We start from the raw sequence: 25,215 nt of genomic DNA, 5'->3' as shown, positions 1-25,215 counted from the left end.
CCGCCCTGAGGCGGTCTTCACGGACTATGTCCACGCCGGCCTCAAAATTTCGCGCTCCGCCCTGTCAAAGCCTTGCATCGCCGCCGATGCGGGGTATGGTCCCGGCGATTTCCAAGGAAAGGGACCGGCATGGCTGCCTTCAAGACACTGGACGATATCGGCAACATCAGCGGCAAGCGCGTGCTGGTGCGCGTCGACCTCAACGTTCCCGTCGCCGACGGCAAGGTCACCGACGCCACGCGCATCGAGCGTATCGCGCCGACCATCGCCGAACTGTCCAGCAAGGGCGCCAAGGTCATCCTGCTCGCCCATTTCGGCCGCCCCAAGGATGGCCCCTCGCGCGAATTCTCGCTGGAGCCGATTGCAAAAGCCACGGCTGAAGTGCTTGGGCGCCCAGTGGGCTTCGCCAGCGATTGCGTCGGCGACACGGCAGGCAGCGCCGTTGCCGCCATGAACAAGGGCGACGTGCTGCTGCTCGAAAACACCCGCTTCCATAAGGCCGAGGAGAAAAACGACCACGCCTTCACCGATCGGCTCGCCGCCAATGGCGATATCTTCGTCAACGACGCCTTCTCGGCGGCCCACCGCGCCCACTCTTCCACCGAAGGGCTGGCGCGCCTGTTGCCGGCCTTTGCCGGCCGCACCATGCAGGCCGAACTCGAGGCGCTGGAGAAGGGCCTGGGCAATCCGGTCCGGCCGGTCGTCGCCATCGTCGGCGGCGCCAAGGTCTCGACCAAGATCGACCTGTTGATGAACCTGGTGAAGAAGGTCGACGCGCTGGTCATCGGCGGCGGCATGGCCAACACCTTCCTCGCCGCGCGCGGCACCGATGTCGGCAAGTCGCTGTGTGAGCATGATCTGGCACCAACCGCCAAGCAGATCATGATCGAGGCGGCCGAGGCAGGCTGCGCCATCATCCTCCCGGTCGATGGCGTCGTCGCCAAGGAGTTCAAGGCGGGTGCCGCCTGCGAGACCGTCGCCATCTCGGACGTGCCGGCGGACGGCATGATCCTGGATGTCGGCGCAAAAACCGTGACGACGATCGGCGAATGGATCGACCGCGCGGCGACGCTGGTCTGGAACGGCCCGCTCGGTGCCTTCGAAATCGAGCCCTTCGACCACGCGACGGTGGCCGCGGCCAAGCACGCGGCGGCGCGCACCAAGGCCGGCAAGCTGGTGTCCGTCGCCGGTGGCGGCGATACGGTGGCAGCGCTCAACCACGCTGGCGTCGCCGACGACTTCACCTATGTCTCGACCGCCGGCGGTGCCTTCCTGGAATGGATGGAAGGCAAGCCTTTGCCCGGCGTCGACGTGCTGAAGCGGTAGGCTTCCGGGAAAAGTGTGAAACGGTTTTCCGTTCGGAATTGCGTCAAGACATAGAAATTGAGTGGTTCAGCGTTTCCACGAGGCGATGGACCACGCAAGAACATTTTGCACCAGGCAGAAATGCCTTGCGCCGCGGAAATGCGCCCGGAACCAGCAAATAACCGACTCGCCGGGAGCAAACGAGGGCGCCTGAGACTTTCAATCGATTCGAGCTTTCCGACGCCATTCCTTTGGCGGTAGACTTCCGTTAAGCGCGGAACGAACCCCTTCAGGAGAAGCAGAATGAGCGAACGTCTCGAAGACATTGCCGCCGCGATGGTGGCCAACGGCAAGGGCCTGCTGGCCGCCGATGAGAGTTCTGGCACCATCAAGAAGCGCTTCGATGTCATCGGCGTCGAATCGACCGCCGACAGCCGCCGCGATTACCGCGAGATGATGTTCCGCGCCTCCAACGCGATGACCAGGTATATCTCTGGCGTCATCCTCTATGACGAGACCATCCGCCAGAAGGCGGCCGACGGCACGCCGCTGGTCGATATCATCAAGGCGGCCGGCGCCATTCCCGGCATCAAGGTCGATGCCGGCGCCAAACCCCTCGCCCGCTTTCCCGGCGACACCATCACCGAAGGCCTCGATGGCCTGCGCGAACGGCTTGCCGACTATTACAAGCTCGGCGCCCGTTTCGCCAAATGGCGCGCGGTGATCGACATCGACACGGCCAAGGGCGTGCCTTCGGTCAATTCGATCGCCTCGAACACCCATGCGCTCGCCCGCTATGCCGCCCTGTGCCAGGAAGCCGGCATCGTGCCGATCGTCGAGCCGGAAGTGCTGATGGACGGTGCCCACGACATCGACACCTGCTACGAGGTCTCGAAGGCCACACTGATGAAGCTTTATGACGAGCTCTACGCGGCGCGCGTCGTGCTCGAAGGCTCCATCCTGAAGCCGAACATGGTCATCGCGGGTAAGAAGTCGGGCAAGACGAACAGCCCCGAGGAAATTGCTGAAAAGACGATAAAACTGTTCCGCGAGACGGTACCGGTGGCGGTGCCGGGCATCGCCTTCCTCTCCGGCGGCCAGGAGGACGAGGAAGCGACCGCCAACCTCAACGCCATCAATGCCATCGGCCCGCATCCGTGGAAGCTGACCTTCTCCTACGGCCGCGCACTGCAGGCCGCCCCGCAGAAGGCATGGAGCGGCAAGGCCTCGAACGTCGCCGCCGGCCAGGCCGCCTTTACCCATCGCGCCCACATGAACCATCTTGCGGCATTGGGAAAATGGAAGCCAACGCTGGAAAGCGCCGCCTGATCGCAATTCGTCCGTCCTGCTGCGAACCCGGGCCGACGTGCCCGGGTTTTTGTTTGTGGCTGTCGGACTTGGGCCAAGGTCTCCCCATTCCTATTTCCTCAAGGCGTCACTGGCGGCGATGTCGGTTTGCGCCCATCCCGAACGTCCTTGGGGTGCAGACAGGGAGAGGTTCATGCATCGCAACAAGGTCGTTTCACGCGAAGACTGGTTCCAGGCGCACAAGGCCCATTTGATCCGCGAGAAGGAACTGACGCGGTTGCGCGAGCGCATCGCGGCCGAGCGGCGTGAATTGCCGTGGTTGAAGATCAGGAAGGACTATGTTTTCGAGACCGCGCAAGGGCCGAAGAAACTGGCCGACCTGTTTGGCGCCAGCAGTCAGCTGATCGTCTACCACTTCATGTTCGGGCCAGGCTGCGTCAATCATTGCGAGGGTTGCTCCTTCCTTGCGGATCATATCGACAGCGCCAATCTGCATCTGAGGCATCACGACGTGTCGCTGGTCGTGGTCTCGCGCGCGCCCCTGGCAGAACTCCTGCCTTACAAGCAGCGCATGGGCTGGAAATTCGATTGGGTGTCCTCCTATGCGTCGGATTTCAATTTCGACATGCAGGTTTCCTTCACCGACAGGCAGATCGCCACCGGCGACACCACCTACAATTTCGAGACTCGTCCCCGGACCTCGAAGGAGCTTCCGGGCACCAGCGTCTTCCACAGGGATGAGAATGGCGATATCTTCCTCACCTTCCTGTCGCGTGCCCGCGGCGGCGAGGCGCTGATCGGCACCTATGCCTATCTCGACATGACGCCGAAGGGGCGCAACGAAACTGGTCCCTATCATGGCCTGATGGACTGGGTCCGCCTGCATGACGAATATCAAGACCGTCAGCCGGCGCAACCGGGCTGCTGCGACTGAAGATCGTTCACCTCGGCCGAAACTTGCGCTAAGGCTGACGCGGATCGTTGCACGGTATTGCCATGCGTTTCCCGGCCCTTCTCACCTGGCTCGCCTTCCCCGTCTATGTCTGGCAGGGCTTGGGCGTGCGCCGCCGCACTACGCGTATGCTGCCGGCGCAGGGCCCGGTCATGCATGAGATAGCAGGCAGCGCGCCGGCAATTTCGCTGCTGGTGCTGGGCGATTCCTCCGCCGCCTCGGTCGGCATCGGCAATTCGGAAGACGGGCTTGCCGCGCAACTTGCCGCGCTGATCTCCCAGCGCACGGGCGGCGCCGTGCGCTGGCGCGCCGCCGGCTTCAATTCGGCGACGTCGGGCCAGATCCGCGACCATGTCCTGCCCAATCTGTCGGCCGATCCGTGGACGCATATCGTGCTTGCCATCGGCACCAACGACACCAAGAATTTCCACTCGGTGCCGCGCTTCAAGAGGGAGTTCGGCGGCCTGCTCTACGCGTTGCGCGCCAAATGGCCGGAGGCGCGCGTCGTGTGGTCGCCGGTGCTGGAGTTCACGCGGGCGCCGGCCATGCCGCCGCTGCTCGGCAAGATACTGGAGATCCGCGCCACCGCAATGAACCGGATGGGCGAACGCCTCTGCCTGGAGCGGGGCGCGATGCCGGCGCCGCGCCTGCCGATCACCAATCCCGAAGCCGGTTTTGCGTCGGACGGCTTTCACGCCTCGGAAGCCGGCTACAGGGCCTGGGCGGAACACCTTGCCGGCCCTGTGCTTGGTGACTGAACGCCGACTGCAGGTGGGTTGCCAGGGCTATGCCAAATGCCCGAGCACGGCCGCCAGCGAGATCGCGGCCATGGCGAGCAGCGCCAGCTTCCAGAAATCACCGCGTCGCTTGAGCCCGGGCCAGCCAAGCGGCTTGATGAGCTGGATCACCATGAAACCGACAATGACAAGGGCGAGGAGTTTCGTCATGCCGCCTTTGACCAGCAACGCGGCCAACTGTCAAAGCGCCTTCTTCGATCTCTGAGAAACAAACAGGCGCCGCGTCCCGGACCGGAACGCGGCGCTGCCTCCCAGGGGAACGATCTACCTCAGCGGCTTGAGGCCGGCCTCGATCGAAGCGCGTTTTGCTTCGAGAAAAGGCGGCAGGGCAAGGCTTTCGCCCAGCGTCTCCAGCGGCTCGTCGGCGGTGAACCCCGGCCCGTCTGTCGCGATCTCGAACAGGACGCCGTTCGGCTCGCGGAAATAGAGCGAGCGGAAGTAATAGCGCTCGACCTCGCCACTCGACGGCAGCCGGAATTCGGCCAGGCGCGCTGTCCATTGATGCAGCGTCTCCTGGTCGGGCGCCCTGAAGGCAACATGATGGACCGCACCGGCGCCTTGCCGCGCTGGCGCCAGGCCAGGCTGGACGGCAACATGAAGCTCCGCTGCCGGCCCGCCCGCGCCCATTTCGAAGACGTGGACCTGGCCCTCGCCGTCCGGCGAGGCATAGTCGCGGACTTCGCGCATGTTCATCACCTTGGTCAGCACCGCCTCGGTGCTGGTGATGTCGGGGACACTGATGACGATCGGCCCGAGCCCGCGAATCTGATGCTCGGCCGGCACCGGGCTTTGCGCCCAGGGATGGCTACCGCCCCCGCCGCCGTCGTTGACAAGCCGCAGACGCTGGCCTTCGGGATCTTCGAAATCCAGTGACGGGTAGCCGCCTATATCGGCAATCTCCCCTGTCACGACGCCTTCGCCGGCCAGATGCTGCTTCCACCAGGCAAGACTCTCCTGGCTGCCGACCCGGAGGCTGGTCCGCGCGATGCTGTGGGTGCCGCGCTTTTCGCGGCCAACCGGCCAGTCGAAGAAGGTGAGGTCGGTGCCCGGCGTTGCCTCGCCGTCGGCATAGAAGAGGTGGTAGGCCGAGGTATCGTCCTGGTTCACCGTCTTCTTGACCAGCCGCAGGCCCAGCACCTTGGTGTAGAAATGAAGATTGCCCGGTGCATTGGCGGTGATGGCGGTCAGATGGTGGATTCCCGTCAGTTGCAAGCTCATGGTCGCCTCCCTTTTTTAGCTATTTTTTGGGGAACAATTTTCTCATTTCATATCAGAAGTGCGGCCCCTTCGCTGAAGGCCGATTATCCCAACAGTCCGTCATCACACGATGAACAATGTTGTCTGGATTGGTGTCTTACTGGTGAACAATTGGCGACAGTCGGACCTGTTGCGGCGGCATGGCGCCATGCAGCGAAAAACAACGCTTTCCGTGAGGATACACGCCGAACGGATCATCGTTCTGCGCCCTGCCATGCTCCTGACAGACTGCTGTCAGGAGGGGTATGCGATACTGCCTCCAGTCAGAGAGAGGAGAATAGCCATGAACGGTTTTACCATTCTGCGCGGCATGCAGCACTATGTCGGCAAGGTCCGCACGATGCGCAACGAGATCCGCACGCAGCGCTTCATGAACTCGCTTCCCGCCGACATCCGCAAGGACATCGGCTGGCCGGACATGTATGCCGACCGTCGCCTTCGCGGCAATTGAGACAAAAAATTCGACGCAGCAGTTGGATGCGGATGCGTCAACGCCCAGATATCAATGCGTGTCGCCCAAAGTGGCCCCGGTTTCGGGGCACGACACGCGTGAAATGAGACCCGGCGCGCGAGGGATTTATGCCCGATCAGAAGACAATCGGCTTCCTGTTCATCGAAGGTTTTGCTGATTGGGAATATGGGCTGCTGGCGGCCTCGGCGGTCGAATGGTTCGGCGCGCGAGCCGTGTCACTGACGCCGCACGGCAAGCCGGTGACGGGAGTTAGCGGTTTTCGGTTGGCGCCGGACCGCTCGGCGAAAGCCGATGAAAACATCGATCTCGATGCTGTCGCCGTCATCGGCTCGGATCAGTGGGCTGGCAAGGCACCGCCGGACGCCGCCGAACTGCTCACGGCCATCGCGTCGCGCGGCGGTGTCGTTGGCGGTATCTGCGCCGGAACGCTGGCGCTGGCCCGGGCTGGCATCTTCGAAAAAGCCCGGCACACCAGCAACGGACGCGATTGGATCAGCGGTCATCAGGCCGGCTATCCGGGCAACGGCAACTATCAGGATGTGCCGCATGGCGTGGCCGACGGCAAGATCGTTTCCGCGCCGGGTTCGGCGCCCGGCACCTTCGCCCTTGCTTTTCTGCAGGCTCTCTATCCCGAAAAAAGCGGCGATCTCGCGCAAATGCGGACGCTGTTCGTGAGGGAGTACGCGGAAGCCTCCTGACACTATGCTGTCAGGAGGGGCGTGCGATGGTGACATAATGCGCATGGCCGGCCGAGAGGACGATCGATGAAGAGCTGGAACGACAGGCTGAACACATCTGGCATCAACGGCGTGAAACCGACGCCCCGCACCATGGGAGACGTCGTCGAGGGCCAGCTGATGCTGGTGCCGACCGCGCGGCAGGTCGACGATTTCATCCGCTCGATTCCCCCAGGCATTGACATGGATGTTCGCGCTTTGCGCACCGCGCTCGCCATCGAACATGGCGCCGAAGTGACATGCCCCCTGCGCACAGTCGCCGAAGCGGCCAACGAGGATCTCGGGCGCGGCATGACGCTTGATGACATCGCACCCTTCTGGCGCGTGCTCGATGCGACGACGCCGACAACGAGGAAATTGTCTTTTGGCGCGGAATTCGTCGCCGCGCAGCGCAAGCGCGAAGGGCTGAAACCATAATGCATGCCGCCCCAAGGTGGGCGCCGGGCTGGGACAGCGGCATGCCCACAGCAATTCCAGGAAGAGTGTGCTCCTGTCTTCCGCCCGGAATTGCGTCGAAACAGAGAGATGGAGCGGTTCGCCATTTCGGTGAAACGGTAAGCCGCTCTGGAAACAACACCGAGGGACGACACGATGCGCCGCGCCGACAGGCTCTTTCAGATCGTGCAGCATCTGCGTGGTGGCCGTCTGGTCACCGCCCAGAAGCTCGGCACGTGGCTCGAGGTTTCCGAGCGAACGATCTACCGCGACATTGCCGACCTGCAGTCGACCGGGGTGCCGATCGACGGCGAGGCTGGCGTTGGCTACATGATGAGGGAGGGGTTCGACCTTCCGCCGCTGATGTTCACGCGTGACGAGATCGTGGCGCTGGTCGCCGGCGCGCGCATGGTGCGCGCCTTTGGCGGCGCCGCCATGGCGCGGGCCGCCGACGAGGCGCTGGTCAAGATCGGCGCCGTGTTGCCCGACGCCGAGAAGGACCGCATCGCCCGCACCGAGATCCACACCCCGATGTGGGTGGTCAGCGACGCCGCCCGCGAGGCGATCGATCTCATCGAGCGCGCGGTCGAGAAGCGCCAGGTGCTGACCATCGACTATTGCGACGAGGCCGGCCGCGGCACCGCGCGCGACATCCGGCCGCTCGGCCTGTGGTTCTGGGGCAAGGTATGGACGCTGGTTGCCTGGTGCGAGATGCGCGACGATTTCCGCGCCTTCCGCATCGACCGCATCGCCTCGGTGGTCATCGCCGGTCGTATCTTCAAGCCGGAGCGCGGCAAGCAGCTTGCCGACTTCTACCGCGCGGTGGAACGCAGCGAGGATTACGGCATGGCGCCGGACCGTGCGGCGCGAAGCTGAGAAAAGGATCCCAATAAAAAGCCCGCGCGAAGCGGGCCTTTTATTGATCTGTCGCAAACCCTATTCGTCGTCGGCGTCTTCGTTCTTGGACTTCAGCGCCGAGAGCTTGGCGAACACGGCATTGGCGTCAAGCTCGGCATCCTCGTCCTTCGGCTTTTCGGGAGCCGGCACCAGCCGCTCGGTCAGAGCCGCCGGCAGCAGCGTGTCGCCGACCGGCTGCGCCTGTTCGCGGCCGCGCGAGGCGCGGTTGACTTCCATGTCGAGGTCGATCTGCGAGGCGAGACCCAGCGTCACCGGGTCCATCGGTTGCAGATTGGCCGAATTCCAGTGCTTGCGTTCGCGGATCTGCTCGATCGTCGACTTGGTGGTGCCGACGAGGCGCGAAATCTGCGCGTCCTTGAGTTCGGGATGGTTGCGCACCAGCCAAAGGATGGCGTTCGGCCGGTCCTGACGCTTCGACAGCGGCGTGTAGCGCGGCCCCTTGCGCTTGGATTCGGGCACCCGCACCTTGGGGTCGGAAAGCTTCAGCCGGTGGTTCGGATCCTTCTCGGCGCGCGCGATCTCGTCGCGGGTCAGCTGGCCGGTCATGATCGGGTCCATGCCCTTGATGCCTTGCGCCGACTCACCGTCGGCGATCGCCTTGACCTCGAGCGGATGCAGCCCGCAGAACTGCGCGATCTGCTCGAACGAGAGCGCGGTGTTGTCGACCAGCCAGACGGCGGTCGCCTTGGGCATCAGCAGCGTATTGGCCATTTTAAAAAATCCTTCTCGTTCGCCCGCGTTCCCGCGCGGGCGGTGGTTTAGAGCCACCAAAATGGGAAATTCGCGGCCTGTATAACCGTTCCCTTGCTGTTTCGCAACGTTTTTGGATGCACCCGCCTGAAACCACAACCGAGCGGCTACCGGAATGGCGCCGTGCTCTCGAGAAGCGCGACAAGCTGGCTTTGCTGGCGCGTTTCCGGTCTTGGCGAATATCCGTTCGAGATAGGTTCGCCGGCCTTATGGTGATGTTGGCGCTTGCCGCGGCCTCCATAAGGGCTCGTCCCGTGAAAGAGCCGAAGCCAGGGCGCCTCGGCTGGCGCCAGATCGAACAATCCGCCGAACGGCGCAGCGGCAGGATATGAGGGATCAGGGTGGCGGCCTGTGAGCGGCAGCCGGAACGGAATGAACCGGACCGGGATTCGGGTGTTGCTGGACAAAGGCCACTGAAACAGCCATTCGCAAAAAACAAACCCGCTGGACGATGTCCAGCGGGCTCGGAACCGGAGACGAGAAACGTCTGCTACAGCTCTACTTCCCGGCATGAGACCGGCCCTGCGGCCGGGTCACGCTTGAAATCAGATCGCCTGACGGGCGATCCTTTCGATGTCGGCACGGTTGATGCCGAGATCGCTGAGCTGACGTGCGTTGAGACGGTTCAGTTCGCGCACGGTCTCGTTGTACATGCGCCAGTTACGGAAAGCGCGGATCGGGTTCATGATAGTCCTCCAAATTGGGGTGTTCGTTTCGATGCTGCTCAGATAGTCATCATCGATCGGGACTTGAATGGCCGATTTTGCATAGCAATGATGCAAATGCTGCATTGCACCATTAAGCTTCTGTTCACTTTGTGAGCGAGGACGTGACGCCGAGTACGCATGGCGATTCAGGTCAGGCCGAGCCGAAAACGGCAGGCTCTGAGAACCGGAGCGGAGCGCACTAAAAGTCCGTGAGCGCCGGAAGCACGGGAGACTGCCGTTTGCAGGCCGGCCTCGCCTGAATATCGATGCATCCTAGCCGACGTCGAGCACGATCTTGCCGATATGGTCGCCCTCCTCCATCCGCTCATGCGCCCGCCAGGCATCGGTGAGCGGGAAGATCATGTCCATGACCGGAGCAACCTTGCGCGTGCCGAGCAAAGGCCAGACCTGCGCCTCCAGCGCCGCTGCGATGGCCGCCTTGAATTCGACGGTGCGCGGCCTCAGCGTCGAACCAGTATGGGTCAGCCGCTTGACCATGATCTTGGAAAAGTCGGCGGTCGCCATTGCGCCGGCCTGAACGGCGATCTGGACGATACGGCCCTCGACGGCGGCGGCCTCGTAGTTTCGCTGGACATAGTCGCCGCCGACCATATCGAGGATGACATTGGCGCCCTTGCCGCCCGTCGCATCCTTCACCGCCGCGACGAAATCCTCCTCGCGGTAGTTGATCGCGCGGTCGGCGCCGAGCTTCAGGCAGGCGTCGCATTTCTCCTTGCTGCCGGCGGTGGTGATGACATAAGCGCCGAAGGCGGAGGCAAGCTGGATCGCCGTCGTGCCGATGCCCGATGAGCCGCCATGGACGAGCAGCGTCTCGCCTTTCTTCAGGCCGCCGCGTTCGAACACATTGTGCCAGACGGTAAAATAGTTTTCTGGCACGGCGGCCGCTTCCGTGTGGGTGAAGCCGGCCGGCAGCGGCAGCACGCTGCCAGCGTGAACCTTGGCATATTCGGCGTAGCCGCCACCGGGGGTGAGTGCGCAGACCCGGTCGCCGATGCGCCAGCGCGATATCCCGTCGCCAAGGGCGGCCACTTCTCCCGATACTTCGAGGCCCGGCAGATCCGATGCTCCCGGCGGAGGCGGATAGGCGCCCTTGCGCTGCTGCACGTCGGGCCGGTTGACGCCGGCGGCATGCACCTTGATCAGGATTTCACCGGGGCCGGGCTGTGGTACCTCGCGCGTTTCCGGTTTCAGCACCCGTGGGCCGCCCGGCTCCGAGATCGCGATCGCCGTCATTCTCGCCGGAATTTTCTGTCCGCTCGCCATGAAGTTTCCCGTATTTCCTCGCCGCACTCTTACCGGCTGTTTGCATCGACGCCCTTGCCCTATGTATGCTCATTGCCAAATCAGGCAAATGGCCAATCTGGTGTGGCGGAGGAGGAGCAACGATGGCGATCTTCGACGACGAACCCAGGAAGAAGGCGCGCCCGCACGAGATCGGGCAGGACCTGGCGTTGCTTTCCGCCGGCGAACTGTCAGAGCGCATCGGCACCCTGCGCGACGAGATCGCCCGGCTCGAGGCCGAACTCAAGGCCAAGGACAGCACCAAATCGGCCGCCGAGGCGCTGTTCCGCCGCGGATAGGCTGCAGGTCGAAGGTCCGCCGCCGAAAAGCCCGAATGGGACTGTCTTCAGACCTGCCTCCCTCCCAGAGTCCAGCCGGATCAACAAATGCTCGCAGCCTACAGACCGATCCTTTCCCTGCTTCGCGGCACCGCATTCCTGCTGGCGGCATCCGGCCTGCACGGCCTGCTGCTGCCACTGCGCGGCCAGGTCGAAGGCTTCTCGACCGCCTCGCTCGGCCTGATGGGCACGGCCTGGGCCGGCGGCTTCGTCACCGGCTGCTTCTTCGCCCCGCGCCTGGTGCGCCGTGCAGGCCATGTCAGGGCGTTTGGCGCCTTCGCCGCGGCGGGCGCGATCATTGCGCTACTGACTGGCCTCGTCATCAATGAATCTGTCTGGATCCTGCTGCGCGCCTTCACCGGCTTCACCATGGCCGGCGCCTTCATGGTCATCGAAAGCTGGCTGAACGAGAAAGCCACCAACGAGAACCGCGGCACCGTCTTCGGCCTCTATATGATGGTCACCTATGCCTCGATCATGGGCGGGCAGATGATCGTCGCCGGCGGCGACGTGAAATCGGCTTCGCTGTTCATGATCACCGGCATCCTGTTCTGCCTGTCGCTGATCCCGACCGCGGTATCGACGGCATCGTCCCCCAAGCCATTGCAGGACGTCAAGTTGGACGTCAAAAGCCTCTATGCGAATTCGCCCGTGTCGGCGATCGCCTGCCTGCTGATCGGCATCGCCAACGGCGCCTGGGGCACGCTTGGCGCGGTTTATGGCGCCCGCATCGGCATCTCCACCGCCGAGATCGCCTTGATGATGAGCCTGGTGGTGGTTGCCGGTGCCGCCATGCAGCTTCCGGCCGGGCGCCTGTCCGACAAGACCGACCGGCGTTTCGTGCTGGCCGGTGCCGCTTTCGGCGGTGCGCTGGTTGCGGTTCTCATCTTCCTGTTCGAGCCGCGCTCCGCCAGCTTCGTCATCGTGCTGACTGCCGCCTACGGCGCTTTCGCCTATACGCTCTATTCGATCGCCGTGGCGCATGCCAACGACCACGCCAGTGCCGAGGATTTCGTCAAGGTCTCGGGCGGCCTGCTGCTGCTCTATGGTTTCGGCACCATGATCGGCCCCTTGCTGGCGGCGGCGCTGATGGGCTGGATGCGACCGGAGGGCCTGTTCCTGGCCACCGCCTTCGCGCATTTGTCTCTGGCCGGCTACACCCTGCTGCGCATCAGCCGCCGCGCTCCGGTGCCGATCGAGGATCGCGACGCCTTCAAGACGCAACCGGCGGACCGCTCCGTGACCCCGGAAGCATTGCGGCTCGATCCAAGAAGAAAAGCAGAAGCAAGCAGTTGAGATTTGAAAAACTTTGCCTCACAAATGAGGCATGATGTTTTCCGACGCCTTCATGGCGATCGCCGACCCTAATCGGCGCCATCTTCTGGAAGAACTTCGACGCGGTCCGAAGACCGTCAACGAATTGGCGGCCGGGCTACCAGTCTCGCGCCCGGCCGTATCACAGCATCTGAAAGTGTTGCTCGACGCCGGACTGGTCAACGCCAAGGCTGAAGGCACACGGCGTGTCTATACGGTAAGCAACGCCGGTTTCCTGAAGCTCAACATCTGGCTCGATCAGTTCTGGGAAGCCTGATCCACATCGCCTGATCAGCAAAGCCATCACGATGATCAGGCTTGCGCCAGGAAGGCACCGAGCGCGTCGAGCAATTCGCCCGTTCCATGCTCGCGCGGGGCTGACGTGTCGTGGCCGTCGAGGAAGGCGCCCTGCTCCGTCATCACAAGCCGCGTGCCCCCGCTTTCCGCGACAAGCTCGATCGTCGCCAGCGACACCGAGACGCGGGTTTCGCCGAACAACAGCTCGTAGCTGTAGACGATGCGCCGGTCGGGTACGATGTCCTGATAGACCGCATTGAAGAAATGCATCTGCCCATCGCTCGGGCAGCCGGCATTGACCTCCTTGCCGCCGACGCGGAAGTCCATTTCGTGGCGGCTGGGCGTCGGGTCGTGGGGATCGACGAACCAGCGCCGCTTGGCGTCCGGATCGCTGAACGCCGAAAAGACTTTCGCTGGCGCCACCGGGTAGCTCAGCTCGACGACAAAGGTGGAATGGACAACGGATCGTTCGGTCATGGAGCGGGTCCTCGTTGATCAACTCGACTGGTTCTGTGGAATGAAGACACCGTCACGATAGGCAGCGCCGAAATAGACCTCCACGCTGCGCGGGCGGTCGCCGCGAAACGAGTGTCCGGCCAGCACCGGGCGAAATAGGTCGCGCGGTCGATGGCATCGTCATAGGGGCTGGTGAACGTGAAGTCGTCCGCCAGCACCGTCTCGGCGACATCACGCTCATTTGCCTGGCAGGCGGCAAAATAAAAGCGGATCAATTCCGCTCTGCTTTTGGCGGACATGGCCATTCCCCCTTCAGCTTTCGTCCTTGGTTTCCGCGAGGAAATCGCCGAGCCGATCCAACCGGCGCTCCCAGGAGAGGCGACGCTCATTGATCCAGTGCTCTGCCGCTCTCAGCGCCTTGGGCTCGATCTGGCAGGTGCGTACCCGTCCAACCTTCTGCGTGCGCACCAGGCCGCTCGCCTCCAGGAGGTTAAGGTGCTGGACGACCGCTGACATCGACATCGCCAGCGGCTCGGCCAGTTGGCTGACCGATGCGGGGCCGCGCGACAGCCGGTCGACCATCTGCCGCCGCGCCGGATCGGCGAGCGCCTGGAACATCAGGTCGAGCTGGGCGGGATCGTGCAGCATCGCGGTCAGCCATTGTTGTAGGGAAAGAGCTTGAAGTAGGGCTGCGCCTCCTCGATCACCCTGCTGAAGGCGGGACGCTGCAGCAGGCGGTCATGGTAGCGCTTCACGGCCGGATATTTGTCGCCGAAAGGCTCCACCTTGTTGGCATAGAAAAGCGCGGGAGAGGCCGCGCAATCGGCCATTGTGAAGGCGTCGCCCACCGCCCATTTCTTCGACTGCATCTCATCTTCGATAATGGCATAGGAAGTGCGCAGTTGCCCTCGCGCTTGCTCGACGCCGAAGGGATCGCTCTTGTCCTGCGGCCGCAACCGGTCGCCGACGATCTTCTGCATAGGCTCCTGCACATAGAAATCGTAGAAGCGGTCGGCCTGGCGGACGGTCAGCGCCATGTCGATGGCGGCCGGAACGAGCTCGACCGGCCCCGAATAGTGCGCGGCCAGATATTCGACGACAATGGTGGATTCCAGCACCGTGCGGTCGCGCGCATCGTCGCGCAGCGCCGGCATCTTGCCGGTCGGCGATATCTTCAGGAAGGCCCCGCGCGATTGTTCATCGCCGAGATCGACGATGACCGGCACGAAAGGCGTTGCGTTCTCATAGAGCGCGATCAGCGGCTTCCAGCAGAAAGAGGCCAGGGGATGGAAATGCAGCGTCAGGGACATTCTTTGCTCGTCTGTTTCTGGTTCATCGGTGGCCGGCCGGCGCGTTCGCGGGATCAACACTGAAGCATTTACTTAACTATTGCGGCGAACTTCACTCGTCAAGACCTGCCGTCGCCTCGGTTGGCCCGGACGTGGGCGACGATTGCCGCCAATATCGTCGTCCAGTCGTCCGGATGCAGCTCATGGCCGCCGCCTTCGACACGAAGGAGTTTCGCACCGGCGACCCACCCTGCCAGCGCCTCGCCATGCTCGATCGGAAAGATCGGATCCGCCGTGCCGTGGATGACAAGCAACGGCGCCCTCATCTCGTGCAGCCAGCCATTCCATCGGTCGGTGCCCTTGAGCAGGAAATGATTGGTTGCGCTCAGGAATCCGCCGGACCTGATATAATCCTGTTCGATGAATGCGCGCATCCGGGCCGCGTCGAAGGGATGCGCGGTGCTGGCGATCGCCCTGGTATCCCTGACCATGAAGTCGATCACCTGGCGGCGGTCCGACCAATCGACATCGGCGCCCTCGGCCGAATGCTCGGTATAGGCATCGCTCGGTCGCGGCAGATGCGAGCTGTCCATCCCCATCGGCGAGCTGCTGATCGCGGTCAGCGACGCAACGCGGGAGGGATGCTTGAGCGCCACGAGCTGCGCGATCATACCGCCCATCGACATGCCGGCGACATGGGCCTCGCCGATGCCGTGGCTGTCGAGCACACCAATCGCATCGCCCGCCATGTCGTCGAATGTGTAAGGCGGCGCGCCCGGCGGATATTTGGTCGAGCGGCCGGTATCGCGATTGTCATAGCGGATCACGTGGAGCCCGGCACCCGCCAGCTTCCGGCAAAAGGCCTCCGGCCACCACAGCATCGAGGCCATCGCGCCCATGATCAGGAGCAGCGCGGGATTTTCACGCTCGCCGAAGGCTTCCGATACGATCTCGGGGCGATCGATCGCAGTCATTTAGATCCTCCCATACTGATTGCATTTTGAAATCAGTTGCACGATAATAAAACTGATACGATAATGCAACTGGTTTTGCGGAGAGAATCGAATGAGCCTCGATCGCCGGTCCGGCTGCCCGATCAACCTGTCGCTGGAAGTGTTCGGCGACCGCTGGAGCCTGATCATCCTTCGCGACATGATTTTCGGCGGCAGGCGCCATTTTCGCGAACTGCTCAATGGATCGATGGAAGGCATTGCCTCCAACATCCTCGCCGACCGGCTGAAGCGGCTGATGGAGCTTGGCATGCTGACCAAGGCCGACGACCCCAGTCACAAGCAGAAGGCGATCTACAGCCTGACCGAGATGGCCATCACGCTGGTGCCGATCCTGGCCCATCTCGGCGCCTGGGGCCGGGTCTGGCTGCCGACCAGCGATGAACTCTCGATCCGCGCCGAACTTCTGGAAAAGGGCGGACCGCCAATGTGGGAGAAATTCATGGGCGAACTGCGTCACGAGCATCTCGGCACGCCGCTCGACACACCGTCCGGCCCCTCTGTCCGCGCGACGCTGCGGGCCGCCTATGAAGCCGTGGTCGCCAGCAAGACTCTCAGCGCCGGCCCTACCACGTGACCAACTATTTTCCCCGCTGAGAGGCCGGCTCTGCTACAAGTGTGGAAAATCACACGTGACGGGATTGGATAAGGCTCTTGGTTGAGAACTCTAGGGATACTGCCCGCGCGCGCGCCGATCTGCGCTTCAAGAAGCAGGAAGAGGCGGCGACAGTCCGCCAGAAAGCGATGGCGGAATACGCCGCGGAGAGCGACGCGCGCAAGGCCAAGACCGACAAGCTGAGGGCGCTGCGGCTCGCCAAGGAAGCCGAGGATCTTGCCAACGCGCCGGCAGTGCCCGCCAAGAAGCCCGCACGCGCCAAGAAAAAGTAACACGCACTTCCCGGCTGCCTAGCCAATGGCCTTGAGCCAGTGGCCCTCGACTGCATTGAGATCACAGCATCGGCGCGATCCAGATAGGGCAGTCCTTCATCCCGCCTTCTCGCAAGAAGCATTTTCAACCCAAACCGGGATTGCTTCGTCCGGCCGGTCGCCGATGATTGTCCATTTCAAACAGGAGACTGCCATGACCGCGCTGCCGCTCGAAAAGGCCATCGAGATCATCGACGCCGCCTTCACCAAGGGCGCCGACCTCAAGCTCAAACCGCTGGGCGTCTCCGTGCTCGATGCCGGAGGACACCTGGTCGCCTTCCAGCGCCAGGACGGCGCCTCGTTCCTGCGCCCGCAGATGTCGGCCGGCAAGGCCTATGGCGCGTTGGCCATCGGCATGGGGTCGCGCCGTGTCGAGGCTTTCGCCAAGGAGCGCCCGCATCTCATCGCTGGCATCTCCGACGTGTCGGGCGGACGCGTGCTGCCGGTGGTCGGCGGCGTCCTGATCCGCGACAAGGCCGGCGCCATCCTTGGCGCCGTCGGTATTTCCGGCGACACATCCGACAATGACGAGGCAGCCGCCATCGCTGGCATCGAGGCCGCCGGCTTCACCGCCGATCCGGGCTGAGCCTCAATTCAAATTGATGTCCCGGCTGGCTGATCGCATCGAAACCGCGAATCCGGCCAGCACATCGAACAGCGCGATGATCATCAGCGTGAAGAAGATCGAGTGCGCGGCGCCCTTGACCAGCAGGAACTCGACCAGGAAGGCGACGAAGACCAGCGTCGAGAGAAGATGGTCCATGATCGAGGCGGTGGTCGTGCGCGTCGACTTCACCATTTCGAGGAACAGGAAGATCAGCCCGATCAGCACCATCAGATCGCCGAGCGTCATCGAGAATACCCCGCCCGACATCATGCGGAATGAGAAGACATCGCTCGCCCACGGATCGTCACCGCCGCCGAATATCCCGAGCAGGCCGAGATTGTAGAGCACGAAAGGCACGATCAAAAGCGGGACGGCACCGAACATCTGGCGTCTCCATATGGGGGCACCTTCTGTAGAATGCGCCACAGGCACGCCGTCAAGATTTTTCGTGCGCGGCCGCAAACACGGTCGAAGACCGGATGCAACAACCATGTCAGCCGGTTGCCCGGCTGACATGGGAGCAGCCGACAGAGGCCTCAGCGCCTGAAGTAGCCGGCGCGCACGGCGGCACCGATGACATTGAGGATGACATGGCCCGCCGTCATCGAGGTGATCTCGTTGATATCGCGCGCCGGCGCGATCTCGACGATATCCATGCCAACCAGCCGCCCAACGCAAAAAGACCGGCCAGAGGCCGGTCTTTCGCAACTCAAACCTTAAAAAGCTGGTCTCAGCTTTCCTTGGGCGTCAGCACCTGGCGACCGCGATACATGCCGGTCTTCAGGTCGATGTGATGCGGGCGGCGCATTTCGCCGGAATTCTTGTCCTCGACATAGGTCGGGGCCTTGAGGGCGTCGGCCGAGCGGCGCATGCCGCGCTTGGACGGAGAGGTTTTGCGTTTCGGAACGGCCATGGATATGCTCCACTACATGGTCAAAAGCCCCGCCCGCCCTCGTGAAAGGGCCATGTCGGGGCCTAAATCTGAGAAAGTCGGGTGCCTATACACGCCTGACATCGTTTTGGCCAGCACTGCGGCGAATTTTTTTGAGTCGGCTACTCGAGACAGCCGACATAGGCGCCGGAACGGCCGGCACGCCGCTCGATCAGATTGGCGAGTCTCCGAAGGCCCGGCCCCGGCTTTGCCGGATTGCGGGCGATCGGATTGGGCAAGGTGACGGCCAGCAGCGCCGCCTGCCGTCTGGACAACTGCTTTGCCGGAATGCCGAAATGATGCTGCGCCGCCGCCTCGATTCCATAGATGCCCGGCCCCCATTCGGCGATGTTGAGATAGATTTCCATGATGCGCCGTTTCGACATCACGGCGTCGAAATAGACGGCCAGCGGCAGTTCGACGACCTTGCGCACCGAGCCCAGCGGCCGCGACCACAGGAACAGGTTCTTCACCGTCTGCATGGTGATGGTCGAGGCGCCGCGCGTGGCCTCGCCTGCCAGCGCATCGTCCACGACCCCCTTGAGTTCGCCGAGATCGACGCCGCGGTGGAAGCAGAACTGCCCGTCCTCCGACATGATGACGGAATGGGCCAGCACCGGCGCCACATCGTCGATCGACACCCAGCGCCTGTCATAGCCGGAGAACGTCGCCAAATCCTTCAGCATCAATGTCGAGACCGGGTGCACGAAGGAGGGCAGATAGAGGAAGGTCAGCACCACCGGGATAAGCGCCAGCACCACGGCCACGACGATGCCTCGCCGGACCCAGCGCCTGAGACCGCGGCGGTTTATGCCGCGCGATCTCGTCGCCATGTCCAGCTTTTCGGTTTCATGATCGACGATCGGTTCCGCCAAGCCGCCCAACCCATGCTGTCGAGCGCGCTGCGAACTTGCTTCTGTCAGTCATGCGCGGCATTTTCGAGAACCGGAGCGCACCGTACGGTCGCGTACGTGAGCACCGGAAGCGCGGGAAACGCCGTCAGATGACCGCAGGATCGGAGTTTCCCAACGGGCTCTTACCGCTCCGGCATAATGGCGCTTGGCTTCTTGCGCAACGTCTGAGTGTCGGCTACCGCTCCGGGCCATGGCGAATGATGACGAAATGGCGTTTGAAATGGCGCTCATCAGGCGGGCAGCCGCCGTCGAGGTGCTGCTGCGGCGGTTGCTCGACGACCGACCGCTTTCGGGCGAGATCACGCGGCCCGATCGCCTGATGGCGGCGATGCGCCACGGCGTGCTGAACGGTGGCAAGCGCCTGCGCCCGTTTCTGGTCATGGAAAGCGCCGCCCTGTTTTCCGCCGATGGCGAAGCGGCGCTGCGCGTCGCGGCGGCCCTCGAATGCGTGCACTGCTACTCGCTGATCCATGACGACCTTCCGGCGATGGACGACGATGACCTGCGCCGCGGCCAGCCGACCGTGCACAAGGCGTTCGACGAAGCGACAGCCATCCTGGCCGGCGATGCCTTGCTGACACTGGCCTTCGACATCCTGGCCGGCGAGGCGACCGTGCTGCCGGCCGAACGTCGGGTGGCGTTGGTGCTGGCGCTTGCCCGAGCCGCCGGTGCCGGCGGCATGGTCGGCGGCCAGATCCTTGACCTCGAAGCCGAGCGCATCCCGCCCGACGAAACCGGCATCATACGGCTGCAAGCGATGAAGACCGGGGCGCTGATCCGCTTCGCCTGCGAGGCGGGTGCCATCGTTGCCGGCGCTCCGGCGGAAGACCGTGAGCGGCTGGCCGAATTCGGCTCGGCCATCGGGCTCGCCTTCCAGCTTGCCGACGACCTGCTCGATCTGACCGCCGACGTCAAGCAGATGGGCAAAGCGACCGGCAAGGACGCCGCCGCCGGCAAGGGAACGCTGGTGGCCCTGCACGGCGCCAACTGGGCGCGCGGCCAGCTGCACGGCCTTGTCGGCCAGGCGCACGCACTGCTCGAACCCTATGGCGACAAGGCGGCCCTGCTGAAGGAAGCCGCGACCTTCGTGGCAACGCGCAACAGCTGACGGCGAGCCCTGTGCTCGTGGTACATGGCAAGAGGCAAAAGGGAGATCAGCTTCGATGTCATCAAGTCTGTTCGATCTCAGCGGACGCCGGGCGCTTGTCACCGGCTCCTCGCAGGGCATTGGGTTCGCCTTGGCCAAGGGCCTGGCGCAAGCCGGCGCCGGTCTGATCCTCAACGGTCGTGATGCTGAAAAGCTTGGCGCCGCGGCGTCACAGATTCCCGGCGCGGAAACGCTCGCCTTCGACGCGACCGATCATGAGGCGGTCCGCTCGGCGATCGACAATTTCGAGCTGTCCGGCGGTCCGATCGACATATTGGTCAACAATGCCGGCATGCAGTTCCGCACGCCGCTCGAGGACTTTCCCGCCGATGCGTTCGAGCGCCTGCTGCAGACCAATGTCGCCAGCGTCTTCCATGTCGGTCAGGCAGTCGCGCGCCATATGATCAGGCGGGGCCGCGGCAAGATCATCAACATCGCCTCCGTGCAGACCGCACTTGCCCGCCCCGGCATCGCACCCTACACGGCAACGAAGGGCGCGGTCGGCAACCTGACCAAGGGCATGGCGACCGACTGGGCCAGACACGGCCTGCAATGCAATGCCATTGCGCCCGGCTATTTCGATACGCCGCTCAACGCGGCCCTCGTCGCCGATCCAGCCTTCAGCGCCTGGCTCGAAAAGCGCACGCCGGCCGGCCGCTGGGGCAAGGTGGAGGAGTTGGTCGGGGCCTGCGTGTTCCTGGCCTCCGATGCCTCGTCCTTCGTCAACGGTCATATCCTTTATGTCGACGGCGGCATCACCGCATCGATCTGATTCGCGGCGCCGCCGCACGGGACGAGCAATCGCGCCGAGCGCGCGAACGAAATCTTAATGTAAATGAAGCGTAATCCCGATCATTAGAATAATGCGTATGTGTTGGGGTTGCGCATGCCGGAATATTCTTCCTTCATCCGGTTTGTCCGGATTCGTTATCTTTCAGGATTGCTGATTTTCGCGCTGGCTTCCACGGCCATCATGGTTGCGCTCGACCGTGTCAATTCCTTTCGTCATGACGTCGATGCGCTGAGCAGCAATCTCGTCGTCTTCACCCGCGACCTGCGCAACGCGACCAGCTTCGCCGAAACCACCGGCTCCGCCTGGCGCAACGAAACGCGCGATGCGCTGACTGCTTCGGCGCGCGCCCATTCCGAACGCCTGACCAGCGAGATCGGCACACTGACCGCCCAGCTCGCCGCGGTACATCAGCGCCTGTCGGCCAAGACCATCGACGAACTCGAAGCCTCCTCGGTCAACGGCGACCTGTTCTGGTCGCCGCGCGACATGGTGCGCAACCTCAACCTGATGTCGGTGGCGCAGAAGGCGGATGAATGGAGCTACCGGGAAATCCGCAACCAGAACGACCTGTTTGTCCAACCGATGCTGGTGCGGGTCCGCACCGCATTGGATGAGGAGCGTCATTTGGCCGACGCGTCCAGCGACCGGCTGCTTTTATGGGCGAGTGGGCTGTTGTTCGGCGTCCTGGCCATCGTCGCCTTCTGGATCTTCCGGCCGATGGAACAGGCGATCCGCCGCGCCTTTGCCCAATCGGCCGAATCCCTGTTCAAGGCCGAGGCCGCCGACCGCGCCAAATCCGAATTCCTGGCCAATATGAGCCACGAGATCCGCACGCCGATGAATGGCGTGCTCGGCATGGCCGAACTGCTAGCCAAGACCGAATTGACCCCACGCCAGAAGACCTTCACCGACGTTATCGTCAAATCCGGCAATGCGCTGCTCACCATCATCAACGACATCCTCGATTTCTCCAAGATCAATGCCGGACAGTTGACGCTGGCCCCCGCCCCGTTCCGTCTCTCCGAAGCGGTCGAGGATGTCGCGACACTGGTCTCGGCGCGCGTCGCCGAGAAGAACCTCGAGCTGATCGTGCGCGTCGACCCGCGCCTGCCGGCCTATGTCGTCGGCGACGCCGGCCGCTTCCGCCAGATCGTCACCAATCTGGTCGGCAACGCGGTGAAGTTCACCGAAAAGGGCCATGTGCTGATCGATGTCGGCGGCGAAACCGTCAACGATGTCGTCCAGCTCAAGCTGCGCGTGGAGGACACCGGCATCGGCATCCCGGCCGAGAAACTGCAGAACGTGTTCGAGAAATTCGCCCAGGTCGATGGCTCTTCGACCCGCCGTCACGAAGGCACCGGCCTTGGGCTTGCCATCGCCGCCCGCCTCGTCGACCTGATGGCCGGCAAGATCGGCGTCGAGAGCGAGATCGGGCGCGGCTCCGTCTTCTGGTTCGCGGTGCCGCTGCCCGTGCACCATGCCGAGGCGCGCGACGCGATCGTGCCGGTCGATGTCACCGGCGCGCGTGTGCTGGTCATCGACGACAATCCGGTCAACCGCGAGATCCTGCTCGAGCAGCTCAGAAGCTGGAGCTTTGACTGCGCCGCCGCTGAAAGCGGCGCCGTGGGGCTGGCCTTCCTCGATCGCGCCTGCCAGTTGGGCGCCAGCGTCGACTGCATCATCCTCGACTACCAGATGCCCGGCATGAACGGCGCCGATGTCGCCCGGGCCATCGCCGCCGACAGCCGGCTGTCGGCCATCCCGATCGTCATCCTGACCTCGGTCGACCAGGTCGATTTCGGCAAGATGATCATCGACTTCGGCATTGCCGCGCACCTGACCAAGCCGGCGCGCTCGGCGGTGCTGCTCGGCACGGTCATTTCGGTCATCCAGAAGGCCCGCTCGCAGGTCGGCAAGGCGCAATTCGTTCGCGAGCCGATCCAGCCACCGCCGGCGGCCCCGCCTGCCTTCACGGTCATCCGGGGGCCAGCCGTGCCGGTCGTGACAGCGCCGGAATCGACCGTCACGCCGAACGGCCCGATAGACATCCTCATTGCCGAGGACAATGACGTGAACCAGCTGGTGTTCGGCCAGATCCTCAACGGGCTGGGCCTGAGCTACCGCATCGCCGGTAACGGCCGCACGGCGGTCGAGATGTACCGGTCGCTGCACCCGAAGCTGATTCTAATGGATGTCTCGATGCCCGAGATGAACGGTTACGAGGCGACCCGCGCCATCCGCGCGATCGAGGCTTCGTCGGGCGGCCGCATCCCGATCATCGGCGTCACCGCGCATGCGCTGAAAGGCGATCGCGACAAGTGCATCGAGGCCGGCATGGATGACTATTTGCCCAAGCCGGTCTCGCCCGATCGCCTCGGCGCCAAGATCGGCACATGGCTCAGTGAAACAGTGGTGGCCAAGACGGCGTGATCCGCATCATTGCGTGATGCCAGATGCGTCCGAATGGAAGCGGCGCATCCAGTCCAGGCTTGTCTCGTCGGCGAGCTTTGCGACACCTGGCCGGATATCTTCGCCGTCACGCGGCTGAACTCCAAGGGCTTCGCAGATACCGAGCACTGTGGCGGCCGGATCGGCGGAAAGGCTCTCATAGCCAACCCGTAGCGGGATGACACCTTGCGCCGCGAACCATGTGTTCCAGGCCGCGTCATACGCCTCCAACTCGGTGAGCTCAGCCTTGATGCGCTGAAAGTCATACTGGGGTTGCCCCGGAGGCCCGACCCTCTCGATCTCGGTCCCATCGGGAGCGACATGCCAAAGCCCGGTTTGCCGTGCCTTCACCAGGGAGACAGCCTGCGCGAGCTTGTCCTCGCGCGACAAATGTATGTAGAGAATACGGCCAAAGGCCATTTCGAAATGCGCTTTGTCCGATGCATGCCCGGGGAAAATCTGGTCGAGTATAGCTGAAAGCTCGTCCAGGTTTTCGCGCATCAGGCGCAGGCCGAAGACATCCGTCCCGCCCTTGCCGGCCCCGCCCTTGCCGGCAATGATCGCCGCATTGAGATAGGCAACGTTGAATTCGATCTCGCCGATCGTGTCGCGGCCGGGCAGTTTCCAATCCTCGGCCCACTCCGACACGTCCTGCCGCCGATAAAAGGAGTGAGGATCGCCGGCCGTCCCGGTGGCTGCCAGGAGCTTGCACAGCAACGTGCTGCCGGTTCTCGGCGTTCCGCAGATAATGTATGCGTCGAACATCCCGCTGCCCTTGTCGTTCATCGCAGGCAGGGCAAACCCGGCCAGTCCACGTCCCTATAGGCGAAATTGTTGGCTGATGCGAAGGGCGCATTCCAGCGGGGTGAGCAGGCTGGTGTCGAGTTCGATAATTCGACCACCTGCTGGCCGGAAATCAATGTGGGATTCGGCCGCTAAAGTGTCATTACCGGTTGCGCACCACCACGCAGGCGCCGCCGACACTCTGCAATTTCTGGCAGATGACATTGGCGGCGGCGCGGTCGTCCACCCCGATCCTGACGGCGTAGATGCCGCGCCGGCCCATCGGCGTGCGCACCCGGCTGACCACCGGATCATGGCTGGCGAGCAGGGCCGGAAACCGGCTTCTCACGCGCAGCCACTGGTTGATCGCGGCGCCGCGGCGAAAATTGCCGGCAACCTGGATGCCCCATGGTTTGACGTTGATCGAGGCCATCGCCACGGTCTGCGACATGATCACCGGCAGCTTGCGGCAGGCGACGGCAAAATCCGTCTTGGCGTCGAGCGGTTCGACCTTTCCGGCATAGGAACGGTCGGAGAACTTGTCGACCGCTTCGCCCATGATGTCGAAGACATAGCCCTCGGTCTCCATCGGCAGGAAGCCGCCCGAAGCCAACCAGCGCGACACCCGGTTTTCGCCGGCATTGTAAGCGGCGGCGGCGAGGCCAAGATTGCCATAGCTGGTTTTCATTTCAGCCAGGTACTTCGCCGACGCCGGGATCGCCTGGTTGATGTCGAAGGAATTTTCGAGCCCCCGCATCTTGGCCGTGCCCGGCATGAACTGGGCAATGCCCTCGGCGCCGACCGGGCTGACGGCGTTGGGGTCGAAACGGCTCTCCTTCCAGATCAGCCGGGCGAAGAAATCCCTGGGCAAGCCGTTCTGGTCGGCATAGGCCTGGATCAGATTGCAGACCTTGTCGATCAGCCTCTGCTTGGCCGATTGCGGCGGATCGGCCTGAACGAGTGCCGGCCAGCCCAGCGCGCACAACAGGATCAGCGTCGCCCAGGGGAAACGCCGCCGCAT

At 63.4% G+C, this 25,215-nt stretch carries 32 protein-coding genes and 1 pseudogene; 17 read left to right on the top strand and 16 right to left on the bottom strand.

The features are described 5' to 3' along the window. Positions 1-129 precede the first annotated feature (129 nt). The 4 genes from FJ930_RS01075 (at position 130) to FJ930_RS01060 (ending at position 4,323) form a co-directional block, all read left to right on the top strand. The gene (locus tag FJ930_RS01075) at positions 130-1,326 is read left to right on the top strand and encodes a phosphoglycerate kinase (RefSeq protein ID WP_140749164.1); all 1,197 of its coding nucleotides are present in this window, start codon (positions 130-132) and stop codon (positions 1,324-1,326) included. A 282-nt stretch (positions 1,327-1,608) separates the two neighbouring features. Then, positions 1,609-2,634, top strand: coding sequence for a class I fructose-bisphosphate aldolase (locus FJ930_RS01070; RefSeq protein ID WP_140749167.1), 1,026 nt, complete (start codon positions 1,609-1,611; stop codon positions 2,632-2,634). Between the two features lie 172 nt (positions 2,635-2,806). Further along, complete coding sequence (locus FJ930_RS01065; RefSeq protein WP_141833845.1) at positions 2,807-3,547, top strand: thioredoxin family protein; 741 nt, start codon at positions 2,807-2,809, stop codon at positions 3,545-3,547. Positions 3,548-3,609: 62 nt separating this feature from the next. Next, positions 3,610-4,323: an SGNH/GDSL hydrolase family protein gene (locus tag FJ930_RS01060; RefSeq protein WP_140749173.1), complete on the top strand. Its 714-nt coding sequence runs from the start codon at positions 3,610-3,612 to the stop codon at positions 4,321-4,323. Positions 4,324-4,350: 27 nt separating this feature from the next. Here FJ930_RS01060 and FJ930_RS01055 read toward each other — a convergent pair whose 3' ends face one another. Beyond that, positions 4,351-4,512 (bottom strand): hypothetical protein, encoded by a 162-nt coding sequence (locus FJ930_RS01055; protein ID WP_140749176.1) that lies wholly within the window; start codon positions 4,510-4,512, stop codon positions 4,351-4,353. A gap of 114 nt (positions 4,513-4,626) precedes the next feature. Continuing rightward, the gene (locus FJ930_RS01050; RefSeq protein ID WP_141833842.1) at positions 4,627-5,580 is read right to left on the bottom strand and encodes a ring-cleaving dioxygenase; all 954 of its coding nucleotides are present in this window, start codon (positions 5,578-5,580) and stop codon (positions 4,627-4,629) included. 322 nt (positions 5,581-5,902) lie between these two features. Here FJ930_RS01050 and FJ930_RS01045 point away from each other — a divergent pair, with 322 nt between their 5' ends. The 4 genes from FJ930_RS01045 (at position 5,903) to FJ930_RS01030 (ending at position 8,139) form a co-directional block, all read left to right on the top strand. Then, complete coding sequence (locus tag FJ930_RS01045; protein ID WP_140613532.1) at positions 5,903-6,070, top strand: hypothetical protein; 168 nt, start codon at positions 5,903-5,905, stop codon at positions 6,068-6,070. Positions 6,071-6,198: 128 nt separating this feature from the next. Then, positions 6,199-6,789, top strand: coding sequence for a DJ-1/PfpI family protein (locus tag FJ930_RS01040; protein ID WP_141833839.1), 591 nt, complete (start codon positions 6,199-6,201; stop codon positions 6,787-6,789). A 66-nt stretch (positions 6,790-6,855) separates the two neighbouring features. After that, complete coding sequence (locus tag FJ930_RS01035; protein ID WP_141833837.1) at positions 6,856-7,245, top strand: hypothetical protein; 390 nt, start codon at positions 6,856-6,858, stop codon at positions 7,243-7,245. Between the two features lie 174 nt (positions 7,246-7,419). Beyond that, positions 7,420-8,139, top strand: coding sequence for a YafY family protein (locus tag FJ930_RS01030; RefSeq protein ID WP_140760859.1), 720 nt, complete (start codon positions 7,420-7,422; stop codon positions 8,137-8,139). Between the two features lie 60 nt (positions 8,140-8,199). On the opposite strand, the gene FJ930_RS01025 is transcribed toward FJ930_RS01030, so the two are convergent. The 3 genes from FJ930_RS01025 to FJ930_RS01015 form a co-directional block, all read right to left on the bottom strand. Continuing rightward, positions 8,200-8,892, bottom strand: coding sequence for a DUF1013 domain-containing protein (locus tag FJ930_RS01025; RefSeq protein ID WP_140748472.1), 693 nt, complete (start codon positions 8,890-8,892; stop codon positions 8,200-8,202). A gap of 584 nt (positions 8,893-9,476) precedes the next feature. Next, on the bottom strand, positions 9,477-9,617 hold the full coding sequence (locus FJ930_RS01020; protein ID WP_064987068.1) for a DUF1127 domain-containing protein: 141 nt from the start codon (positions 9,615-9,617) through the stop codon (positions 9,477-9,479). 294 nt (positions 9,618-9,911) lie between these two features. Continuing rightward, positions 9,912-10,922: an NAD(P)H-quinone oxidoreductase gene (locus tag FJ930_RS01015; protein WP_141833834.1), complete on the bottom strand. Its 1,011-nt coding sequence runs from the start codon at positions 10,920-10,922 to the stop codon at positions 9,912-9,914. Between the two features lie 122 nt (positions 10,923-11,044). Between FJ930_RS01015 and FJ930_RS01010 the strand changes: the two genes are divergently transcribed. The 3 genes from FJ930_RS01010 (at position 11,045) to FJ930_RS01000 (ending at position 12,869) form a co-directional block, all read left to right on the top strand. Continuing rightward, positions 11,045-11,239, top strand: a complete 195-nt coding sequence (locus FJ930_RS01010) for a DUF1192 domain-containing protein (RefSeq protein ID WP_141833831.1) — start codon at positions 11,045-11,047, stop codon at positions 11,237-11,239. A gap of 87 nt (positions 11,240-11,326) precedes the next feature. Next, a complete protein-coding gene (locus tag FJ930_RS01005; RefSeq protein WP_141833828.1) occupies positions 11,327-12,574 on the top strand; it encodes an MFS transporter in 1,248 nt (415 codons plus the stop codon). 31 nt (positions 12,575-12,605) lie between these two features. Beyond that, on the top strand, positions 12,606-12,869 hold the full coding sequence (locus FJ930_RS01000; protein WP_027031521.1) for a metalloregulator ArsR/SmtB family transcription factor: 264 nt from the start codon (positions 12,606-12,608) through the stop codon (positions 12,867-12,869). A gap of 35 nt (positions 12,870-12,904) precedes the next feature. Here FJ930_RS01000 and FJ930_RS00995 read toward each other — a convergent pair whose 3' ends face one another. The 5 genes from FJ930_RS00995 to FJ930_RS00975 form a co-directional block, all read right to left on the bottom strand. Continuing rightward, positions 12,905-13,366: an SRPBCC family protein gene (locus FJ930_RS00995; RefSeq protein WP_141833825.1), complete on the bottom strand. Its 462-nt coding sequence runs from the start codon at positions 13,364-13,366 to the stop codon at positions 12,905-12,907. Further along, the gene (locus tag FJ930_RS00990; protein WP_348642701.1) at positions 13,363-13,644 is read right to left on the bottom strand and encodes a hypothetical protein; all 282 of its coding nucleotides are present in this window, start codon (positions 13,642-13,644) and stop codon (positions 13,363-13,365) included. Before FJ930_RS00990 ends, FJ930_RS00995 begins: the two co-directional genes overlap by 4 nt. 13 nt (positions 13,645-13,657) lie before the next feature. Further along, on the bottom strand, positions 13,658-13,993 hold the full coding sequence (locus FJ930_RS00985) for a metalloregulator ArsR/SmtB family transcription factor (protein WP_141833822.1): 336 nt from the start codon (positions 13,991-13,993) through the stop codon (positions 13,658-13,660). A 5-nt stretch (positions 13,994-13,998) separates the two neighbouring features. After that, entirely contained in the window at positions 13,999-14,655 is a 657-nt protein-coding gene (locus FJ930_RS00980; protein ID WP_141833819.1) for a glutathione S-transferase family protein, read from the bottom strand. Between the two features lie 98 nt (positions 14,656-14,753). Then, a complete protein-coding gene (locus tag FJ930_RS00975) occupies positions 14,754-15,608 on the bottom strand; it encodes an alpha/beta hydrolase (RefSeq protein ID WP_141833815.1) in 855 nt (284 codons plus the stop codon). 91 nt (positions 15,609-15,699) lie between these two features. Here FJ930_RS00975 and FJ930_RS00970 point away from each other — a divergent pair, with 91 nt between their 5' ends. The 3 genes from FJ930_RS00970 (at position 15,700) to FJ930_RS00960 (ending at position 17,157) form a co-directional block, all read left to right on the top strand. Beyond that, the gene (locus FJ930_RS00970) at positions 15,700-16,221 is read left to right on the top strand and encodes a helix-turn-helix domain-containing protein (protein ID WP_140748493.1); all 522 of its coding nucleotides are present in this window, start codon (positions 15,700-15,702) and stop codon (positions 16,219-16,221) included. A 77-nt stretch (positions 16,222-16,298) separates the two neighbouring features. Then, positions 16,299-16,532 (top strand): hypothetical protein, encoded by a 234-nt coding sequence (locus FJ930_RS00965; RefSeq protein ID WP_140748496.1) that lies wholly within the window; start codon positions 16,299-16,301, stop codon positions 16,530-16,532. Positions 16,533-16,725: 193 nt separating this feature from the next. Continuing rightward, entirely contained in the window at positions 16,726-17,157 is a 432-nt protein-coding gene (locus tag FJ930_RS00960; RefSeq protein WP_141833812.1) for a heme-binding protein, read from the top strand. Between the two features lie 3 nt (positions 17,158-17,160). Here FJ930_RS00960 and FJ930_RS00955 read toward each other — a convergent pair whose 3' ends face one another. From FJ930_RS00955 to FJ930_RS00940, 4 genes and pseudogenes are all read right to left on the bottom strand, one after another. Next, positions 17,161-17,562, bottom strand: coding sequence for a hypothetical protein (locus FJ930_RS00955; RefSeq protein WP_140748503.1), 402 nt, complete (start codon positions 17,560-17,562; stop codon positions 17,161-17,163). Positions 17,563-17,714: 152 nt separating this feature from the next. Next, positions 17,715-17,849 (bottom strand): annotated as a pseudogene (locus tag FJ930_RS00950) (arginase family protein); the annotation flags it as partial. Positions 17,850-17,908: 59 nt separating this feature from the next. Next, positions 17,909-18,091 (bottom strand): 50S ribosomal protein L32, encoded by a 183-nt coding sequence (rpmF, locus tag FJ930_RS00945; RefSeq protein WP_008834724.1) that lies wholly within the window; start codon positions 18,089-18,091, stop codon positions 17,909-17,911. A gap of 140 nt (positions 18,092-18,231) precedes the next feature. Next, a complete protein-coding gene (locus FJ930_RS00940) occupies positions 18,232-18,993 on the bottom strand; it encodes a transglycosylase domain-containing protein (protein ID WP_140748506.1) in 762 nt (253 codons plus the stop codon). A 220-nt stretch (positions 18,994-19,213) separates the two neighbouring features. Here FJ930_RS00940 and FJ930_RS00935 point away from each other — a divergent pair, with 220 nt between their 5' ends. The 3 genes from FJ930_RS00935 (at position 19,214) to FJ930_RS00925 (ending at position 23,393) form a co-directional block, all read left to right on the top strand. Beyond that, positions 19,214-20,131 (top strand): polyprenyl synthetase family protein, encoded by a 918-nt coding sequence (locus FJ930_RS00935; protein ID WP_141833809.1) that lies wholly within the window; start codon positions 19,214-19,216, stop codon positions 20,129-20,131. Between the two features lie 55 nt (positions 20,132-20,186). Then, entirely contained in the window at positions 20,187-20,942 is a 756-nt protein-coding gene (locus FJ930_RS00930; protein WP_141833806.1) for an SDR family oxidoreductase, read from the top strand. A gap of 114 nt (positions 20,943-21,056) precedes the next feature. Beyond that, positions 21,057-23,393 (top strand): response regulator, encoded by a 2,337-nt coding sequence (locus tag FJ930_RS00925; protein ID WP_141833802.1) that lies wholly within the window; start codon positions 21,057-21,059, stop codon positions 23,391-23,393. Between the two features lie 6 nt (positions 23,394-23,399). Here the strand turns inward: FJ930_RS00925 and FJ930_RS00920 are convergent, their stop codons facing one another. Together FJ930_RS00920 and FJ930_RS00915 are read right to left on the bottom strand one after the other, a co-directional pair. Continuing rightward, the gene (locus tag FJ930_RS00920) at positions 23,400-24,176 is read right to left on the bottom strand and encodes a Stf0 family sulfotransferase (RefSeq protein ID WP_246676780.1); all 777 of its coding nucleotides are present in this window, start codon (positions 24,174-24,176) and stop codon (positions 23,400-23,402) included. Positions 24,177-24,357: 181 nt separating this feature from the next. After that, positions 24,358-25,215, bottom strand: coding sequence for a lytic transglycosylase domain-containing protein (locus FJ930_RS00915; RefSeq protein WP_141833797.1), 858 nt, complete (start codon positions 25,213-25,215; stop codon positions 24,358-24,360).

Source organism: Mesorhizobium sp. B2-4-15, assembly GCF_006658505.1.
Taxonomy (GTDB): Bacteria; Pseudomonadota; Alphaproteobacteria; order Rhizobiales; family Rhizobiaceae; genus Mesorhizobium.
Note: the sequence above shows the minus strand (reverse complement) of the source record. Positions and strands in the feature narration are given on the sequence as shown.